The following is an 18,944-nucleotide window of genomic DNA, read 5'->3' as shown; positions in this document are numbered from 1 at the left end:
CGATTGTCAACACCAGCCTAAGTCGGGGTGTTCCCCGCCGTCGTCGGGGCCACGCCCGCAGCGTCACGCACGTCGCGACGGATCACACGCCCGGCTGACCGCACGGCGGACACCCGCGCCCGGCCGCGGTGTGCCGTCGGCCTCCCGCAGCACCGCGGCCAGCCGCGCCCGGCCCCGGCTGCAGCGGCTCTTCACCGTGCCCTCGGCGACGCCGAGCAGCCGGGCCGTCTCGGCGACGGAGTAGCCCTGCATGTCGACCGCGAGAACCGCGGCCCGCTGATCGACCGGTAACCGCATCAACGCGTGCCGCACGGTGAGCCGAACGTCGAGGTGGGCTGTGGGATCGCCGATCGGGTGGTCGCCGTCGAGCAGCGCGGTGGTGGGTTGGCACTTGGCGCGCCGCAGCCGGTCGAGGCAGGCGTTGACGACGATGCGGTACAGCCAGCTGCCGACCGTGCTGTCATGGCGGAATCCGGCGGCACGGTGGTGTGCCGACATCATCGCGTCCTGCAGTGCCTCCTCGGCGTCCTGGGGATGGCGGGTCAACGTCTGCGCGAGGTGCGTCAGCTGCCTGCGGTGCCGCAGGTAGAGCTCGTCGAAGGCATACCGTTCGCCGGCCACATGGGCGGCGAGCAGCTGTGCGTCGGACCGGTCGGCGGCGTCGAAGCTCCCCACAGACGAACACTAAGCGCCGCGGCGCGCCGGGCCCGACACGAATTGCGCCGGCCTGTGGACAACTCGCTAGCTGGTGCCCTCGAGGGTGATCTCGGAGATGTTCGTGCGGCTCTCCCCGTTGACCGTGCCGAGAGTGTCGATCCACACGAGCACGTACGAGGTGGGGGAGGCGTTGCTGACGTCGATGGTGTTCTTGCCCGGTTTGAGCGGCGTGGACGGCGTCAGTTCGGTCGTGTCGGTGAGCGACGACGGCGATGCGGACTGGGCCGAGCGGATCTGCACCGACGTACCCGTGCTGTCGAGGCTGATGTCGACCGACTCCAGCCGAGTGGGCTGGGGCAGCTCGAGCAGCAGCCCGACGCCGTTCTTGAAGTTCGGGAACGGGGCGGGGTCGGAGTAGATGTCGGTCGCCCACACCGTCGACGGATTGCCGTCGATGGCGTTGCCGGCGGTCGCCGGGTTGTCCGCACCGCCGTCGGGGGAGAAGACCGTGGCCCGGACGGGACGCACCACGTTGCCGGACCCGGAGTTCTGGTCGGCCTCGGTGGAACTGGACGGCGCATTCAGGCCGAGGCCGTCACCGTCCAAGCCGCCGCCGACGTCACCGAAGATGCGGCTGAGCACGGTGGCCAGCACCACCAGGGCCACCACGACGATCACGCCGCCGACCGCGAGCCCGGCCATCAGCCCCTTCCGGCGGCGCAGCCGGGCGTCCGGGTCGTCGTCACCCCGGGCCCCACCCGCCCCCGGCGCGTCCGGCCGGTCGAGCGGGGAGATGAGCTCGGTGCGGTCGGCGATCGCGGTGGCCTGCTGGAGCAGGTTCAGCAGGGTGGGAGCGCTGCGGATGCCCCCATCGGGTTGCACGGCACGCGCGGCGGCTGCCGAGATCTGGAACGGGACCTCGCGGTCCACCGACTTCGGTTCGACGGGTTGACCGGCGGCGTCGAGGTCGGCGGGCGCCAGTCCGCTCGGCACCCCGGTCTCGGGCAGCGGCCACCGGTTGACCAGCAGGGCGTAGAGCGCGGCCCCGATTCCGCGGATGTCGTCCTCGGGGGTGGCGTCGGGCATCGTCGCGGGGAAGGCGAGCGCGACGTCGCCGTCGATGCTGACCCGCACGCGGCTGGGATGGTCGATCGACAGCGCGACGCCGGCGCGGTGTGCTGCCTCCGCGGCTGCGGCCAGCGACTGCATCGCGCGGGCGCCGCCGATCGCCGACGGCGCGGTGTCGGCCACTTCGGTCAGCGAGCCGCCGCGAATCCATTCCGACACGATCAGCCCGCCCGAGCCGGTGTTGGCGACGTCGAGGACGCGGGCCACGCCGGGCATGTCGATGCGGCTGAGCTTGAGGGTGCGCGACAGGATCTCCTGCAGCTTCTCATCGGGAAGTTCGTTGTCGGGGTCGACGAACGTCAACGCGACCTGGCGGTCCAAGGCGGTGTCGAGGGCCTGCCAGAACTGCAGGTTGGGCGGCCCGCCGTGGAACACCAGCAGCCGGTAGCGGCCGCCGCCGATGGTGGCGCCGGGGATGAGGTGGACGTCCTCGTCGGAGGTCGCGGCCTCGATGGGCGGCTCGCTCGGCGGCGCGAACGGCAGGGATTCGCGGGTGGGGTCGCCGCCGTAGTCGGCGGGTGGGCGACCGGACACCGCGAACTCGGTGGTCGTGCCGCCCGTCCCGGGATCGCGCCGCACCTTGTCGTCGGGGACGTCGGGCTGGAAGTCGTCGGCGGTCGGCCGGGTGATCTTGGTTGTCTGGGTGGTGTGGTGGGCCGGCTTGTCGTGCGCCGGGCCGTCGGGCAGCCCTGCAGAATCGCCTGCGGACTCGTCGCTCACCGCTGGTCCTTTCCACATCCCCACCCCGGCGCCGCGCGCCGGAGCCCCGCTCCCGCCGGCGGCCGGACCCCGACTCCGCCGTACCGGAGGTGCATTCCTTGGCTCAGGGTACGGGACGGTCCCGGCGGGCGAATGCTGGTCGGCCCGAGTGGCCGCCGCCGTGGGGGCGCCCCGGCCACCGCCGATCCGGCGGCGCACGGCGGAAAGGCCGGCGGTCGCCTCGGGAACCTTGGCGGCCACGAGCACACCGACGATGACGGGCACCATGATCAGACCGAGGACGGCCAGTCGCGCGAGCGATCCGGCCGCACCGAAGCGTTCGGTCAGGTCCTCCAGGCCGAGCACCTGATCGGCGATCTGGCCCAGCAGTGCGGCCAGCAGTGACGCGGTGAGGGTGACCAGGATGGTGCGGACCACCGAGATGTCCAGCATCCTGCCGCGGCGCGGCAGCAGGTTCGACCGCAGCAGGATGTGCCCGACGATCGCGCCGGCCACGAAGCCGATCCCGTTGGCGGTGCCCAGCAGGCCCGCGACCATTTCGGGGTCGTCGGTCAGCGCGGGCGCGGCGATCGAGGCGATGATCTTGACGGTGGTCACCACGACGATGATCAGGATCGGTGTCCACGGTTGTTCGCGGGCGTAGAACACCCGCAGCTGCAGCAGCACCAGGGCGTACGGGACGAGAGTGAACGCCGACAGCGTGATCGCGATGCCGAGATATCCGGCGTCGGTGTCGCCGAAGTTGCCGTAGGCGAACAGCGCGCTGCCGATCGCCGGGCCGCCGACGGTCATCAGCGCGACGATCGGGATCAGCGTGACCATCGTCAGCCGGGTGGCCAGGGACAGATCACCCAGCACCGCGGAGGTGTCGTTGGCGGCGGCGTTGCGGGACAGCCGCGGCATCACCACGGTCAGCACCGTCACGCCGATGATGCCGAACGGCAGCTGCAGCACCAGCCATGTGTAGGTGTAGATCGCGGGCCCGGAAGCGGCTGCGGTACTGGCGATCTGGTTGGTGACCACCAGCCCGGCCTGGCTGATCAGCACGTAGAGCACCATCGCGGCGGCCATGGCGCCGAACTTCTTGAGCCGGTCGTCGAGCCCCCACAGCGGGCGCAGGCTGATGCGTTCGCGCCGGATCGCGACCAGCAGCACCGCGGTCTGCGCGAACACGCCGAGGGTGGTGCCGATGCCGAGCACCAGCAGTTTGGCGTTGCCCATCTCGACGGGGTTCAGCGACAGCTCCCCGGGCACCAGCAGATAGACGCCGAGCGTGACGATCGCGACGATGTTGTTGACGACCGGTGCCCACGCCGGCGGGCCGAACACGTTGCGGGTGTTCAGGATTGCCATGAACACCGACGTCAGTCCGTAGAACACCACCTGTGGCAGCAACAGATATGCGAACGCGGTGGTGAGCGCTTCGTCGACCTGGGGGTCGTCGCCGAGCATCAGGTGGACCAGCATCGGCGCAGCCGCCACCGACAGCACGGTGGCGATCAGCAGCAGTGTCGTCGCCAGCGTGACCAGCCGGCGCACGAACGCCGTTCCGCCGTCGGGGTCGTCGCGTTCCGCGCGGGCGAGCACCGGTACGAAGATCGCCGTGAAGGTCGCCTCCAGCACGAGTGCGGCCACCAGGTTGGGCAGCTGGTTGGCCACCGTGAACGAACTCGACAGGGCGGCGCCGAGGATCGCCGCGAGCAGCACGATCCGCAGGAACCCGGTGATCCGGCTGACCAGCGTGGCCACTCCCATGCCCCACGATCGTTTGACGACGGCGGCGTCGGACAGTTCGGGACGGCCGGCGCGCCGGCGGGGGGCGGGCCCGCGCGGGATGCGCTGACGCGGGGGTGCGGGCGGCATCCGGCGCGGCGGCGGCGGTGCCCCGGACGCGATGCGGCGCGGCGGGGGATAGGGCTGCTGGACCGGCTGCGGATTGGTCGGGGGCCCCGGCCACTGCCCGGTGGTGCTCACGACTGCCCACCCGCGGTGCGCTGCTCGTCCGATGGCGCATGCCGGATCGCGGTGTCCAGCGGATCCGGCGCCCGGTGTTCGCCGTACCCGCGCTGCGGCCGGTCGAGGTCCGCGCGGTCGGGCTGGCCGCGGAAACGGTGCCACAGCCGGCGGCCCGCCAGCAGTACCAGTACCGCACCTGCACTCAGAGTGATGATGAACAGCACCTTGCCGTAGGCGTTGGAGTGCACCGACAGCCGGACGGGTTCCCCGAGCGGCAGACCGTCGGCCGTGCGCAGGGTCACGTCCACGGCGACGCGCTGGGTGAAGTGCACCTCGATGGGCACCCGCAGCGGCAGGAAGCCGGGCGGCAGCACGATCTCACCCATGTCGTCGACGGTCATCCCCGGCGGCGCGTCGACGTCCAGGCGCACCCGGATCGGCACCGGCAGGTCGTTGCGCAGCGCGAGCGGCAGTGGACTGCGTTCGGTGGCCAGCGTGTACGCCCCGCCCGGATTGACGATGGTGACCGCGCCGAACAGATCGTCCACGGTTCCTGCCACGACCGACAGCCGCTGCTGGGCGAGGCCGTTGCGGGCATTCGGCGGCACCGACTGGCTCAGCGCGCGCAGCATGTCCTCGCGCAGCGGGGCGGTGTACTGCGTACCGGTCAGGCCGGTGCGTTCGTCGACGCCGAGTGCGGACGTCAGCTCCCACAGCCGTCTGGTGGTGGCTGCGACACCGGCGATGACGGCGTCGTCGATCCGGCTGCGCGGGTTGCCGGTCTCGGCGGGCGGCCACGTCACATCCGGCTGCGGCGGAAGGCCGGCGGATTCGGACACCACCGCGGCCAGCGCCCTGGGCACTGCCAGACCGCTGCGGATCGCGGTGCCGACGGCGGTGAGGATCGACCGCGCGTCCTCGGGTCCGAGATTCCAGACCAGGGGCGGCATCACGACCTGGGTGCGAGGCGCGGCGTCGGGTTGCAGGCCCCGCCACAGCAGCGCGCCGAGCGCGTTCTGGCGGCGCGCAATGGCGGAGTCCTGGTTCAGCGGGATCGCCAGCGACGCGTCGAGATAGGTGGGTGAGGACGGATCCGCGCCCGCTGCGGCGAGGGCGGCGCCCACCGTCGGATCGAACGGTACGGAGACGACCTGCGGGGTGTAGCGCACCGGATTCAGCTCGGCGGATGCGCCGAGCCCGGTGCTCGAATCCTGGGCGGTCAGCGGCGCCGCGCCGATCGCGACCGTCGCCGTCTGCGCCGAGAGCAGTTGCAGCGCGGGCCTGGTGAGCGGTCCGTCGCCGAGCAGCGTCACCCCCCGCACGGCGGGCACCCCGAGGATACGGTCGACGATGTCGGCGGTGCCGGTGGTTGCGATCGCGCTCAGCCCGGGATCGCCGATCCGCTGCAGCGCGTCGAGATCGGCCTGGGCGTACGTCGTCGGCACCACGCACATCCGCGGCGCGAGCGCCTTGAGGCGGCTGAGCCAGCCGATGGCGGCGTCGCGACCGGCGCCCGGCCGGGTCGGCGTGGTCGGACCGGCGTCGGGTCCGTCGTTGACGACGTAACCCGCGGTCATCGCGTTGACCGTCACCAGCAGATCGGGATCGACCGCAAGACACAGCGTCCGGTTCACCTCGCCGAGCGGATCCACCGCCGGGCTGGTCGCGAAGTCGACGGCCGCGAGCAGCGTGTCGAGGCGGCCGCCGGGTGCCAGCGACTGGGCGAGTTCGTCGTCGATCAGCCGCACCGGTGACGTGCCGCCCGGCAGTCCCGACGCCAGCCGCGGACGGTCCGCCAGAGGCCACAACACCGTCAGCCCCACCGGTTTCGACGTATCTGGCGGCACCACCGAGGCCAGGGCGCCGGCCGCGGACTCGGTGCCGGCCTCCGGGGGCACGCCGAGCACCGGCAGCAGGAACCGCGCGTCGTCGAGGCGGGCGGGCGCGCCGTAGTCCGGGGTGCCGTTGACGTTGACCAGGACGGGGTAGACGCCGGGTTCGGTGATGCCGAGCGACGGTCCGCCCGGCGCGCGCAACGGGTAGGTGAACGTGAACGGCACCTGGGCGCCTCGGGGGAGTTCCGGTGCGGCGGTGATGAATTGCGCAACCGGCTCGAACTGGTCGACGTTACCGGTGAGGTTGGTGCGCAGCCCCGAGGAGGCGTCGACCGCAGCGGCGTGCTCCAGCCGCAGCACCACGTCGCGCACGGTGCGGTCCCCGACGTTGCGGACCACACCGCTCACGGTGACGGTCGGTTCGCTGGTCGTGGTGACGAGCTCGGGGGTGATCCGGTCGACCCGCAGTTTCAGGAACGGGGTGGCGCCGGGTTCAGCAGCAGCGGCATGGGGGAGCGCGGCCGGGACGACGGACAGCGTCAGGAGGACCAGGGCGGCGATCAGGCGCGCGAGCACCGCCGCCGAGCGCGCGTCGGCGGCCGGGGCGGTCCTCACGGGCCTTGTCCGCATCCGTTCGTCCGCCGGCCCTGCGAGCTGTCGTCGCGACGCCGGTTGCGGGTGTGCGAATGAGTCTGGGGGCGCCGCCGTGGGGCGGTGCGGGGCAGCGGCGGCAGCGCGGCGGGGCCGTCGGCGTGAAGTTTGTCGATCAGCTCGTCGGCGACCTCGGCGAGGCGGCGCTCGTCGGCGTAGGCCAGGCGTTTGGGCAGCTCGTGGAGCGGCACCCACGCCACCTCGGTCACCTCGACGTCCTCGTCGGACAGTTCGCCGCCGAGGAAGCGCATCAGATAGTGGTGCACGGTCTTGTGAACGCGGCGGCCCTCGGTGACGAACCAGTAGTCGATGCTGCCGAGCGCCGCGAGCACGTCGCCGCGCACCCCGGTTTCCTCGGCGACCTCCCGGACCGCGGTCTGCTCGGCGGTCTCACCCATCTCGATGTGGCCCTTGGGCAGCGACCAGAGCATGCGGCCGCGGCGGTCGATGCGCCCGATCAGCGCCGCGACCTGACCGTCCTTGGGGCCGTCGAGGCCGTCGATGACCAGCCCGCCCGCAGAGGTCTCGTGCACGGTGCGCAGCCGCTCCGGTGGTCGGCGGGGCCGGTCCTTGCCGACCTGGTCGGACGGTTTGGCGCGGCGCGGCCGGTCGTCGTTTGCGGACTCGGACGGGCTCGGTGCGGGGGTGTCGGCAGCGCCCTGCGGGGGTCCGGCCGCGCGTCGGCCCCGACGTCGCCCACGGCGGCGTCGTGGTTTGGGCTGATCGCCTTCCGACACCCAAGCGATAGTAGCTGCCACGCTGTTTCCCTCTGGCGACACTCGCCGGTCGCAGCCGGACCGTTACCCTCTACGAACGTGCCTGACGAGATCGCCGACGCTGAGCTGCTCGCCCGTGCCGCGGTGGCGCTGAACCGGCACGGCGACGTCCTTCGTGATCTGGGTTCGGTCTTCGCCAGTGCGGGCCACGAGCTGTACCTCGTCGGGGGCAGTGTGCGCGACGCGTTCCTCGGCCGGCTGGGCACCGATCTGGACTTCACCACCGACGCCCGGCCCGAGCAGATGCAGAAGTTCCTGCGGCCGTGGGCGGACGCGCTGTGGGACACCGGCATCGAGTTCGGCACGCTCGGCGTCGGCAAGAAGCAGGACCGGCTCGAGATCACCACGTTCCGCGCCGATTCCTACGATCAGGTGTCGCGCAATCCGCAGGTGCGGTTCGGCGATCGGCTCGACGACGATCTGGTGCGCCGGGACTTCACGGTCAACGCGATGGCGGTGCGGGTCACCGCCGACGGGCCGGGGGAGTTCCTCGACCCGCTCGGCGGGTTGACCGCGCTGCGCGACCGGGTGCTCGACACCCCGTCGGCGCCGGAGGTGTCCTTCGGCGACGATCCCCTGCGGATGTTGCGCGCGGCGCGGTTCGTCTCGCAGCTGCGCTTCTCCGTCACACCCCGGGTGCTGACCGCGATGACCGAGATGGCCCCGCAGCTGGGCCGGATCACCGCCGAACGCGTGGCCGCCGAACTGGACAAGTTGCTCTTGGGCGCCGATCCGGTGGCCGGGATCGAGCTGCTGGTCGCGACCGGTCTGGGTGAGGTGGTGCTGCCGGAGGTCGGGGCGATGCGGATGGCGATCGACGAACACCACCAGCACAAGGACGTCTACCAGCATTCGCTGACGGTGCTGCGGCAGGCGATCGATCTGGAGGGTCCCAGGGGGCAGGAGCGGAGCGACTCGGGGGATGAGGGCGGCCCCGACCTGGTGCTGCGCTGGGCGGCGCTGCTGCACGACATCGGCAAACCGCCGACCCGGCGCCACGAACCCGACGGCGGCGTGAGCTTTCACCACCACGAGGTGGTCGGCGCGAAGATGGCCCGCAAGCGGATGCGGGCGCTGAAGTACTCCAAGCAGATGGTCGACGACGTGTCGCAGCTGGTCTACCTGCATTTGCGATTCCACGGCTACGCCGACGACCGCGGGACGGGTAAGTGGACCGACTCCGCGGTGCGCCGCTACGTCACTGATGCCGGCCCCCTGCTGGGTCGGCTGCACAAGCTGGTTCGCGCCGACTGCACGACCCGCAACAAGCGGCGGGCGGCTCGGTTGCAGGCCAACTACGACGACCTCGAGCAGCGCATCGCGGAGCTGGCCGCCAAGGAGGATCTGCAGCGGGTGCGGCCGGACCTCGACGGCAACGAGATCATGTCGCTGCTCGGGATCCCCGCCGGCCCGCAGGTGGGGGAGGCGTGGAAGTACCTCAAGGAGCTGCGCCTGGACCGCGGCCCGCTGTCCCACGACGAGGCGGTGGCCGAACTGCTGGCGTGGTGGAACGCCAGGAGCTGACGCTGCGTCTGACCAGACATGGACTACTGCCTGGGCGACGCTGACGGATCGGCCACCATGTGGTCGGCGGATCCGGATCTGGACATCGACGGCGACGGGGTGTTCGACGCCGTCGGTCTCGACTTCGACGGTGACGGCCGCATCGACGACGCGATGGCCGACCTCGACGGCGACGGCCTCGCCGAGCACGCGGTCCTCGACGCCGATGACGACGGCGCTCCCGAGGCGTACTTCACCGACGACGGGGCGGGCACCTGGCTGGTGCGCGCGGACCGCGGCGGACCGTTGCGCTGGCTGGACCTCGACGGCACGGAGCAGACGTCGCGATCGCCGGTCGACTTCGACGGTGACGGGCAGACCGACGATCGGCTGATCGACGCCGACGGCGACGGGTCGGCCGACCGGGTGGACGGCGGCGAGACCGTGTGGGTGGACGTCGACGCCGACGGACGCTGGGACCAGCGGTTGACGGACTCCGACGGCGACGGCCGGGCCGATGCCGCTGCCGGGCTCTGACGCGTTTACCCGACCGTCAGCCGGGCTACGCGGGGGGTGTGTCCGACCGCGAGCTCCTCGCCGGGCGTTACGAGTTACGTGACGTCCTGGGTTGCGGCGGTATGGCCGAGGTCCGCGACGGCTGGGATACGCGTCTGGACCGCCCGGTCGCGGTGAAGCTGCTGCACCCGGGGTTGCGGTCGCAGGCCGACGTCGTGGCCCGGTTCGAGGTGGAAGCGCGGTCCGCGGCGCGGCTGAACCACCCCAACGTGGTGGCCGTCCACGATTTCGGCGACCAGGACGGAACGCCGTTCATCGTGATGGAGCGGCTGCCCGGCCGCACCCTGGCTGACGTGCTGGCCGTCGGGCCGATGCGGCCGGACCAGGTCCGCACGATGATCGACGAGGTGCTCGCGGCCCTCGAGGTCGCGCACGCGGCGGGGGTGCTGCACCGCGACATCAAGCCGAGCAACATCCTGGTGACCCAGGGCGGGGACCGCCTGAAGGTCGCCGACTTCGGCATCGCGAAGACCGGGGGCGCCGCGCACACCCTCACCGGCCAGCTCGTCGGCACCATCGCCTACATGAGTCCCGAGCGCATCACCGGCACGCCGGCCTCGGTGGCCGACGACCTCTACGCCGTGGGTGTGATCGCTTACGAGGCGCTGCTCGGACGACCGGCGTTCCCGCACGACAACCCGGTCACCCTGGCCCGTGCCATCATCGACGACCCGCCCGTTCCGCTGTCCGCCACCCGCGCCGTCCAGGACGCTGCGCTCGCCGCGATCGTCGACCGGGCGATGGCCCACGACCCCGCGCGGCGCTTCGCCAGTGCCGCCGACATGCGGGCCGCTCTCAGGGCGGACCCCGGGGAGCTCGTCGCCGTCACCGACGCTCTGCCCGTCCCGGTGCTGCCCACCCCCACCCAGACCTTCGCCACCGTGCAGCCGGCCCGACGACGGCGGCGTGCCCGGCCGGTGCTGGCCGCCGCGGGGGTGCTGGTGGCGTTCGCGTTCGCGGTGATGGCGCTGTCCACCGGACCCTTCTCGCCGCCGACACCACCACCGGAGCCGGTGAGCACGAGCACCCCGGTGCCGGTCCCGCCGCCACCACCACCGCAAACGCCAACCCCCACGCCGCCGCCTCCGGTGGCTCCGCCGCCCACCGTCGCCCCGGCGATCCAGCAACCGGCGGTCGTGGCGCCCCCGGCGCCGGCTCAGCAGGCCGGACCGAAGAAGGCTCCCGGAAACGGCAACAAGGGCGGCAACGGCAACGGGAACGGGAACGGGCACGGCCCGAAAGGCAACAGCGGCAACGGCAGAGGCTAGTCGCGCCCGGCGCCGGGTGGGCCGGCGAACGCCTGCGCGATCGTCAGCCACGTCTCGGCGTCGGCGCCCTGCGCGGTCACCGCGAGCTCGCCGTGCGGACGACGTTGTGTCACCAGCAGGCAGAAGTCCTCGGCCGATCCGGTGACGCGCTGCGCGGCGTCGTCGGGCCCCCACGACCACGTCGATCCGTCCGGAGCGGTCAGTTCCACGTGAAACGTCTCCGCCGGCGGAGTCAGCCCGTGCACGGCGAACGCGAAGTCCCGGGTGCGGACACCGATGTGCGCGATCGACCGCAGACGGTCGGTGGCGGGGCGGCGGACGCCCAGCGCGTCGGCGACGTCGAGGCCGTGTGCCCACGTCTCCATCAGCCGTGCGGTGGCCATCGACGCCGCGCTCATCGGGGGGCCGAACCACGGCAGCTTTCGGCCCGGGGTCACCCCGAGCAGGGCGTCGTGCAACTGCGCGCGGGTGCGGCGCCAATCGGCGAGCAGTTCGTGGGGCGGGGTCGTGGCGAGCTCCTCGGCCGCGCGGTCGACGAAGCCGGTCGGGTCCAGCGCGGCGTCGCCGAGCACGACGTTGAAACCGGCCTCGTCGGTGGCCGACAGCAGCGCAACGCGGTCGGTCCACAGCAGGTGCGCGATCTGGTGGGCGATCGTCCAGCCGGGCGCCGGGGTCGGCGTCGACCACTGCGATGCCTCGAGATCGGCGATCAGCGCGTCGAGGTCGTCGCTCTCGTCCCGGAGCTCGGCGACCAGATGCTCGGCGGTGGCCATGGCGGACAGATTAGCCCTGCTGCTGCGAGTTTCGGCCGATGACGGCTGCCGACACCGCGCCGATCAGATAGACCACGGCGCTCGCGACGACCAGCGCCGGCGCGTGCCCGTCGGAGGGGATGACCGCGGCGGCGGCCGCGATCGCGCCGACGAACGTGATCCAGAACAGGGAGTCCTGCACGGTGAAGACGTGGCCGCGCAACGCGTCGTCGACGTCCATCTGCATGGCGGTGTCCGCGCAGAGTTTGACGATCTGGCCCGCGGCGCCGAGGAGGAAACCGCACCCCATCAGCACCGGCAACTGCAGTCCGACCGCCGCGAGCTGGAAGACGACCGCCGCCCCGAGTGCGCCGATCACCGTCCGGTACCGCCCCCACCGCGCGATCACCGCGGGGGTGGCGAGGGTCGCCAGGAACGAGCCGGCGCCGGTCGCCGCGACGAACAGCACGGCAGTGCCCAGCCCGGCGACGGCCTGGGTGTCGCTGTGCCGCACCAGCACCAGGACCAGCAGGGTGTTGACGCCGAATGCGATGCGGTGGGCGGCCAGCCCCGACAACGTGGCGAAGACCGTCGGCACCGACTGCACGGTCCGGGCGCCGTGCACCCAGCCCGTCGCCACGGCGTAGGCGACCGACCCGTGCACCGCGCGCACACTGTCGTCGGGACCCAGCACGTGGCGGCCGAATCGCACCGACAGCCAGAGCGCCAGCGCCACCGGCAGCGCTGCGAACAGGATGATCACCGAGGCGCCCGCATCGTCGGCGCCGAACAGCCAGCGCGGCAACAACATGAAGTTCGCGCCCAGGAACGCCGCGACGGCGCCCGTCGCGGTCGCCACCGAGTTCATCGCCACCACCTGGGCGCGCGGCACCACGTGCGGCAACGCCGCCGACAGCCCCGAGGACACGAACCGGGTGAACCCGTTGACGATCAGCGCAGCGGACAGCAGCAGGAGATCGCCGACCCCCAGCGCCAGCAACCCGGCCACCGCCAGCACCAGCAGCAGCCGCCCGAGGTTGGCGCCGATCAGCACCAGCCGCCGATCCCAACGGTCGAGCAGCGCTCCGGCGAACGGACCGAGCAGCGAGTAGGGCAGGAACAGCACCGCGAACGCACCGGCGATGGCCCACGGCTCCGCCGCGCGATCCGGATTGAACAGGATGGCCCCGGCCAGCCCGCCCTGGAACAGGCCGTCACCGAACTGGCTGACCGCGCGGAGCTCGAGGAGACGCCGGAATTCGGGCAGGCCACGCACCGATTGCCACAGGGCTCGGGGAGCGGAGGCGTCAGGCACCGGGAATCACCCGGTCCACAGTACAAATATCGCGGCGGGCTCTGCCTGTTCGCTACAGGGACGCGGCGCTGGTGACATGATGGTCGCTGTGGCGCAGTCAGACGATCCGGAGGATTTCATCGCCCCCGCGGCGCACCGGGTGCGTGCGGGGACATTGCTGCTCGCCAACACCGACTTGATGGAGCCGACATTCCGGCGCAGCGTGATCTACGTCGTGGAGCACAACGACGGTGGCACCCTCGGCGTGGTGCTGAACCGGCCCAGTGAGACGGCGGTGTACAACGTGCTGCCGCAGTGGGCGAAGCTGGCCACCAAACCCAAGACGATGTTCGTGGGCGGACCGGTCAAACGCGACGCCGCGCTCTGCCTGGCGACGCTGCGGGTGGGCATGGAGGCCACGGGTGTGCCGGGGCTGCGGCACGTCTCCGGGCGCATGGTGATGGTCGATCTGGATGCCGACCCCGATTCGCTGGCGCCGGTCATCGAGGGGGTGCGGATCTTCGCCGGATACAGCGGCTGGACGATCGGTCAGCTCGAGGGCGAGATCGAACGCGATGACTGGATCGTGCTCTCGGCGCTCCCGTCCGATGTGCTGGTGGAGCCGCGGGTCGACCTGTGGGCGCGGGTGCTGCGCCGTCAGCCGCTGCCGCTGTCGCTGCTCGCGACCCACCCGATCGACGTCAGCCGCAACTAGGTCACTGGCAGGACAGCACGCAGCTCGCGCAGCTGCCCGCACAGCCGTCGTCGGCGGTACTCGCCGCCTCGACCGCCTGTGCGCGGGTGATGGCCTTGGCGGTCTGCCAGCAGCCGGCCGCCACGGTCCCGACGGCGCCGACCACCCCGGCGATCAGCGCCAGGATCCCGGTGGCATGAGGGGCCGACAGGGCGACGACGCCACCCGCGGCCAACATCACCGCCGCGGCGAACTGCGTCGGGGCGACCGCGCGCAGACTCCGCCGCACCGGGTCGTCCGACGTCGTGCGCGTCACCAGCCACAGCCCGGTGCCCGCCACGGCAACGGCCGCGATCAGACACAGCACAGCGGCGATCACCATGCCGTTCAGGATACGAGGGACCCGTCAGGGCAGCCCCAGCGGTGTCGGCGTCCCCACCGGCTGTGGGACCGCCGGCAGGGCGGGCAGCCCTGGAGCCGGTGCGGGGGCGGCTGCGGGTGCGGCGGGCGGTGGAGCCGTCGGCGAGGCGACCTTGAACCCGTTGACGATCGCATCGGTGGCGTCAGCGGCGGGAAGGACCTGGTCGACCGTGGTGGTCACCGCCAGCGACACCAGATACCGGTCCGGTCCGGAGGCGGCGATGACGTGGCGCCGCGAGGTGTTCAGTGCCATCGAATTCTCGCGGTATGTCCCCTCGATCAGCGACGACGGCATCCCGGCGAAGGGCGCCAGCGACGCCTTGGTGCTGCGCCAGCCGGGCAGCATCTGACTGTCGATGAATCCGTGGGTGATCGCCTCGTCGGGGTTGAAGTCGCCGCCGAGCTTGTAGACCTTGATCGTGGCGTTGGACGAATACAGCCCGTCGCCACCCACCCGGTCGGCGATCACGGCGTACGCGTCGGGCACGTTCGGGTCCGGGATGTAGGCCCAGCCGGGCGGGATCGGCAGCGTGATGTTGAGCGCCTTGAACTCACGGGGCGCCTGCGGCTCCATCGAGACGCCCTTGCTGGCGAAGAACTCGGCCAAGGTGCCGGAGCTGGCCGGCAGCAGGGCGGCCGGTGCGGGCGCGGGCACCGCAGCGGGGGCGGCCGCGTTCTGGGTGGCCAGCGACCGGGGCGCGAGCGGGCCCGGAGCGGTGACGGGCGCCACCGCGGGGGCGGTCGCGCTCTGGACGGCCACGGTGCCTGGACGAGGCACGGGCGGCTGGGGGTAGAGCGGCTGGGCCCACCCGCTTGCCGCGCATGCGAGGCCGACCGCACCGGCCAACCCCAGGGCTGCGCTACCCGCCAGAACCCGCCTGGGGCGGGCGATTCCGAACATTGCGGACATCTCGAGCCGTCCTCCCTCCCTGTGTCAGGCGCCGAATGTATCCACCACAGGAGGCCCGCCGACAGGGCCGGAACCGACCTGGGACCAACCCCTGACGTCTTCGCGACGGAACCGATACCAACACGTGTCCTGATCCCCGGTGCGACGGCGCCGACTGTGGTCGGCGAGAGCCGCCGAACAGGCGTCGATACCCTGGTGAGGTGACCGAAGCCCCGACCACGCAGCCCGAACGGGCCCCAGACGTCGACGTTCCGCAGCACCGCTACACCGCGGAGCTCGCCGGGCAGATCGAGCAGTCCTGGCAGCAGACGTGGGCCGACCGCGGCACCTTCAACGTCCCGAATCCGGTCGGCGACCTGGCACCGCCGCAGGGTTCGGTCCCCGCGGACAAGATGTTCGTCCAGGACATGTTCCCCTACCCGTCGGGGGAGGGGCTGCACGTCGGCCATCCGCTGGGCTACATCGCCACCGACGTCTACGCGCGCTATTACCGCATGACCGGACGCAATGTCCTGCACGCCCTCGGGTTCGACGCGTTCGGTCTGCCCGCCGAGCAGTACGCCGTGCAGACGGGGACCCATCCGCGGACCCGCACCGAAGCCAACATCGTCAACTTCCGCCGCCAGTTGGGCCGACTGGGCCTCGGCCACGACGCCAGGCGGAGCTTCTCGACGACCGACGTAGACTTCTACCGCTGGACCCAGTGGATCTTCCTGCAGATCTACAACGCCTGGTTCGACCGCGACCTGCAGAAGGCCCGCCCGATCACTGAGTTGTCAGCCGAACTCGACAGCGGCACAAGGACTCTCGACGACGGCCGGGACTGGGCTGCGTTATCTGCCGACGAGCGCGCCGACGTCATCGACTCCTACCGGCTGGTCTATCGTGCCGATTCGATGGTCAACTGGTGTCCGGGGCTGGGCACGGTGCTGGCCAACGAGGAGGTCACCGCCGACGGCCGCAGCGATCGCGGCAACTTCCCGGTCTTCCGGAAACGGCTGCGGCAGTGGATGATGCGCATCACCGCGTACTCCGACCGGCTGCTCGAGGACCTCGACGTGCTGGATTGGCCGGACAAGGTCAAGACCATGCAGCGCAACTGGATCGGCCGCTCCACGGGTGCGAGCGTGCTGTTCGGTACCGACGCCGGCGACGTCGAGGTGTTCACCACGCGCCCCGACACCCTGTTCGGTGCGACGTATCTGGTGCTGGCGCCCGAGCATCCCCTGGTCGAACAGTTGACCGCCGCCCAGTGGCCCGACGCCGTCGACCCGCGCTGGACGTTCGGTGCGGCCACCCCGGGTGAAGCCGTCGCGACCTACCGGTCGTCGATCGCCGCCAAATCCGATGTGGAGCGCCAGGAGAACAAGACCAAGACGGGCGTCTTCCTCGGCGCGTACGCCCTGAATCCGGTCAACGGGCAACAGGTTCCGGTGTTCATCGCCGACTACGTACTCATCGGTTACGGCACCGGCGCCATCATGGCGGTGCCCGGACACGATCAGCGGGACTGGGAGTTCGCGCGGGAGTTCGGGCTGCCGGTGGTGGAGGTGATCCGCCGGCGGGCAGGAGCGGAGCGACCCGGGGATGAATCCGGCGGTGACATCGCGGAGGAGGCCTACAGCGGCGACGGCGCGCTGGTGAACTCCGACTACCTGGACGGTCTCGACGTGCCCGCGGCGAAAGCCGCCATCACCGAGCGGTTGGCGGCCGACGGACGCGGCACGGCGCGGATCGAGTACAAGCTGCGCGACTGGCTGTTCGCCCGCCAGCGGTACTGGGGTGAGCCGTTCCCGATCGTCTACGACAGCGACGGCCGAGCGCATGCGCTGCCGGAATCAGCTCTGCCGGTGGAGCTTCCGGACGTGCCCGACTACGCGCCGGTGCTGTTCGATCCCGACGACGCCGACAGCGAGCCGAGCCCGCCGCTGAACAAGGCCACCGAGTGGGTCAACGTCGAGCTGGATCTCGGCGACGGGCTGCAGACCTACACCCGCGACACCAACGTGATGCCGCAGTGGGCGGGCAGTTCCTGGTACGAGCTGCGCTACACCGACCCGCACAACTCGGAAGCGTTGTGCGCCAAGGAGAACGAGGCGTACTGGATGGGGCCGCGCCCCGCCGAGCACGGCCCGCAGGATCCCGGGGGAGTGGACCTGTACGTCGGCGGCGTCGAGCACGCCGTCCTGCACCTGCTGTATTCGCGATTCTGGCACAAGGTGCTCTACGACCTCGGCCACGTCAGCTCGCGGGAGCCGTACCGACGGTTGGTGAACCAGGGCTACATCCAGGCCTTCGCCTACACCGACTCGCGGGGGTCCTATGTGCCGGCGGCCGACGTCGTCGAGCGCGACGGCAGGTTCTTCTATCCGGGGCCCGACGGTGAGATCGAGGTCAATCAGGAGTTCGGCAAGATCGGCAAGAGCCTGAAGAACTCGGTGTCACCCGACGAGATCTGCGACAACTACGGCGCCGACACGCTGCGGGTGTACGAGATGTCGATGGGCCCGCTGGAGGCGTCGCGGCCGTGGGCGACCAAGGACGTCGTCGGCGCGCACCGGTTTCTGCAGCGGGTGTGGCGTCTGGTGGTCGACGAGCAGACCGGCGCGGTGCGGATCGCCGCGCACGAGGCACTCGAGACCGAGACGCTGCGGCTGCTGCACCGGACGATCGCGGGGGTGTCGGAAGACTATGCGGCACTGCGGAACAACACCGCCGCGGCCAAACTCATCGAGTACACCAACCACCTCACCAAGGAGGGCGTGTCGGCGCGGGCGGCGATCGAACCGCTGGTGCTGATGGTGGCGCCGCTGGCTCCGCACCTCGCCGAGGAACTGTGGCGCCGACTCGGACACGACACGTCGCTGGCGCACGGCCCGTTCCCGGTAGCCGACCCGCAGTACCTGGTCACCGACTCCGTCGAGTACCCGGTTCAGGTCAACGGCAAGGTCCGCGGTCGCATCACGGTCGCGGCCGACGCCGACAGGGACGCGCTGCAGGCCGCGGCACTGGCCGACGAGAAGGTGCAGGCGTTCCTGGACGGTAAGGCGCCCAAGAAGGTGATCGTGGTGCCGGGCAAGCTCGTCAACATCGTCGCGTGATCACGCCCGCGGGCGGACGATCACCTCGTGCACATGCGCGTCGCCCGGTGCGTTGATCGCATCGGCCGTCACGCGGGCGACGGTCTCGGCGCTGAGATAGTTCGCGGGGTCGTAGTCGCGGCCCTCGTAGGCGTTGAGGTCCTGCTGCATGTCGGTGGCGATACGGCCCGGATGCACCGACGTCACGCGCAGCCCCGGTTCGTCGTTGCGCAGTGAGTCCGCAAAAGAGCGGAGCGCGGACTTGCTCGCCGAGTACGACGCCAGGCCGGGGGAGGCGTTGATCCCGGCCCCGGAGTTGATGAACACGACCTGACCGCCACCCGCATGCAGCGCCGGCAGCAGGGCGAGCGTGAGTGCAACGGGGCCAACGACATTCACGCTCATCGTGTCCTGCCATTCCGGCACCGTGGACTCACCGACCCGAGCGGGATAGGCGACGCCGGCGTTGTGCACCAGCACGTCGAGTTCCACGATCGGTTCGACGGCGGCCGGGATCGACTCCAGATCGTTGAAATCGATCTCCCACGTGGTGGCGCCGAGGCGGCCGGCCACCTCGTCGAGCGCCGCCGACGGCCTGCCGGCCAGGAACAGCGTGTGGGTGGGCGCCAGGGCGGTCGCGAGCGCGGCACCGAGGCCGCGGCCGGCGCCGGTGATCATCGCGGTCGGCATGGCGCCAACCCTACCGACCTGCGCGCAGCGGCCT

At 71.4% G+C, this 18,944-nt stretch carries 14 protein-coding genes; 5 read left to right on the top strand and 9 right to left on the bottom strand.

The features are described from left to right. Positions 1-63: 63 nt before the first annotated feature. The 4 genes from sigM to A5757_RS13155 form a co-directional block, all read right to left on the bottom strand. Entirely contained in the window at positions 64-675 is a 612-nt protein-coding gene (gene sigM / locus A5757_RS13170; protein WP_066834795.1) for an RNA polymerase sigma factor SigM, read from the bottom strand. Positions 676-741: 66 nt separating this feature from the next. Then, positions 742-4,368 carry a murein biosynthesis integral membrane protein MurJ gene (gene murJ / locus A5757_RS13165; RefSeq protein WP_066834858.1) on the bottom strand — a complete coding sequence of 1,209 codons (3,627 nt, stop codon included), beginning with the start codon at positions 4,366-4,368 and terminating at the stop codon, positions 742-744. A 107-nt stretch (positions 4,369-4,475) separates the two neighbouring features. After that, complete coding sequence (locus tag A5757_RS13160; RefSeq protein ID WP_369815944.1) at positions 4,476-6,911, bottom strand: DUF6049 family protein; 2,436 nt, start codon at positions 6,909-6,911, stop codon at positions 4,476-4,478. Further along, a complete protein-coding gene (locus A5757_RS13155) occupies positions 6,908-7,684 on the bottom strand; it encodes an NUDIX hydrolase (protein WP_197497335.1) in 777 nt (258 codons plus the stop codon). The genes A5757_RS13160 and A5757_RS13155 overlap by 4 nt, the downstream gene beginning before the upstream one ends. A gap of 78 nt (positions 7,685-7,762) precedes the next feature. Between A5757_RS13155 and A5757_RS13150 the strand changes: the two genes are divergently transcribed. Genes A5757_RS13150 through A5757_RS13140 form a run of 3 tightly spaced genes read left to right on the top strand, consistent with a single transcriptional unit; the run spans position 7,763 to position 11,070 of the window. Beyond that, positions 7,763-9,247, top strand: a complete 1,485-nt coding sequence (locus A5757_RS13150) for a CCA tRNA nucleotidyltransferase (protein WP_066834791.1) — start codon at positions 7,763-7,765, stop codon at positions 9,245-9,247. A gap of 18 nt (positions 9,248-9,265) precedes the next feature. Continuing rightward, complete coding sequence (locus A5757_RS13145; protein ID WP_066834789.1) at positions 9,266-9,763, top strand: pullulanase; 498 nt, start codon at positions 9,266-9,268, stop codon at positions 9,761-9,763. A 38-nt stretch (positions 9,764-9,801) separates the two neighbouring features. Next, a complete protein-coding gene (locus A5757_RS13140) occupies positions 9,802-11,070 on the top strand; it encodes a serine/threonine-protein kinase (RefSeq protein WP_082929455.1) in 1,269 nt (422 codons plus the stop codon). Here the strand turns inward: A5757_RS13140 and A5757_RS13135 are convergent. Together A5757_RS13135 and A5757_RS13130 are read right to left on the bottom strand one after the other, a co-directional pair. Further along, a complete protein-coding gene (locus tag A5757_RS13135; RefSeq protein WP_066834787.1) occupies positions 11,067-11,843 on the bottom strand; it encodes a TIGR03084 family metal-binding protein in 777 nt (258 codons plus the stop codon). The genes A5757_RS13140 and A5757_RS13135 overlap by 4 nt on opposite strands. A 10-nt stretch (positions 11,844-11,853) precedes the next feature. Next, entirely contained in the window at positions 11,854-13,137 is a 1,284-nt protein-coding gene (locus A5757_RS13130; RefSeq protein ID WP_066834785.1) for an MFS transporter, read from the bottom strand. A 79-nt stretch (positions 13,138-13,216) separates the two neighbouring features. Here A5757_RS13130 and A5757_RS13125 point away from each other — a divergent pair, with 79 nt between their 5' ends. Further along, a complete protein-coding gene (locus A5757_RS13125; RefSeq protein ID WP_281498675.1) occupies positions 13,217-13,831 on the top strand; it encodes a YqgE/AlgH family protein in 615 nt (204 codons plus the stop codon). 1 nt (position 13,832) lies between these two features. Here the strand turns inward: A5757_RS13125 and A5757_RS13120 are convergent, their stop codons facing one another. Beyond that, entirely contained in the window at positions 13,833-14,192 is a 360-nt protein-coding gene (locus A5757_RS13120) for a hypothetical protein (RefSeq protein ID WP_066834784.1), read from the bottom strand. Positions 14,193-14,216: 24 nt separating this feature from the next. Continuing rightward, a complete protein-coding gene (locus tag A5757_RS13115; RefSeq protein WP_066834849.1) occupies positions 14,217-15,131 on the bottom strand; it encodes an LpqN/LpqT family lipoprotein in 915 nt (304 codons plus the stop codon). Positions 15,132-15,340: 209 nt separating this feature from the next. On the opposite strand from A5757_RS13115, the gene leuS reads away from it, so the two are divergent. Next, complete coding sequence (gene leuS, locus A5757_RS13110; protein ID WP_066834781.1) at positions 15,341-18,241, top strand: leucine--tRNA ligase; 2,901 nt, start codon at positions 15,341-15,343, stop codon at positions 18,239-18,241. Here leuS and A5757_RS13105 read toward each other — a convergent pair whose 3' ends face one another. Beyond that, positions 18,242-18,910: an SDR family oxidoreductase gene (locus A5757_RS13105; RefSeq protein ID WP_066834779.1), complete on the bottom strand. Its 669-nt coding sequence runs from the start codon at positions 18,908-18,910 to the stop codon at positions 18,242-18,244. Positions 18,911-18,944: the final 34 nt, after the last annotated feature.

This window comes from Mycobacterium sp. 852013-51886_SCH5428379 (assembly GCF_001665575.1).
Classification (GTDB): Bacteria; Actinomycetota; Actinomycetes; order Mycobacteriales; family Mycobacteriaceae; genus Mycobacterium.
Note: the sequence above shows the minus strand (reverse complement) of the source record. Positions and strands in the feature narration are given on the sequence as shown.

Coding starts and splice junctions, on each gene's coding strand:
- A5757_RS13115 (WP_066834849.1), bottom strand. CDS start 15,131: ATGTTCGGAATCGCCCGCCCCAGGCGGGTTCTGGCGGGTAGCGCAGCC.
- A5757_RS13145 (WP_066834789.1), top strand. CDS start 9,266: ATGGACTACTGCCTGGGCGACGCTGACGGATCGGCCACCATGTGGTCG.
- A5757_RS13105 (WP_066834779.1), bottom strand. CDS start 18,910: ATGCCGACCGCGATGATCACCGGCGCCGGCCGCGGCCTCGGTGCCGCG.
- A5757_RS13135 (WP_066834787.1), bottom strand. CDS start 11,843: ATGGCCACCGCCGAGCATCTGGTCGCCGAGCTCCGGGACGAGAGCGAC.
- A5757_RS13120 (WP_066834784.1), bottom strand. CDS start 14,192: ATGGTGATCGCCGCTGTGCTGTGTCTGATCGCGGCCGTTGCCGTGGCG.
- murJ (WP_066834858.1), bottom strand. CDS start 4,368: ATGCCGCCCGCACCCCCGCGTCAGCGCATCCCGCGCGGGCCCGCCCCC.
- A5757_RS13125 (WP_281498675.1), top strand. CDS start 13,217: ATGGTCGCTGTGGCGCAGTCAGACGATCCGGAGGATTTCATCGCCCCC.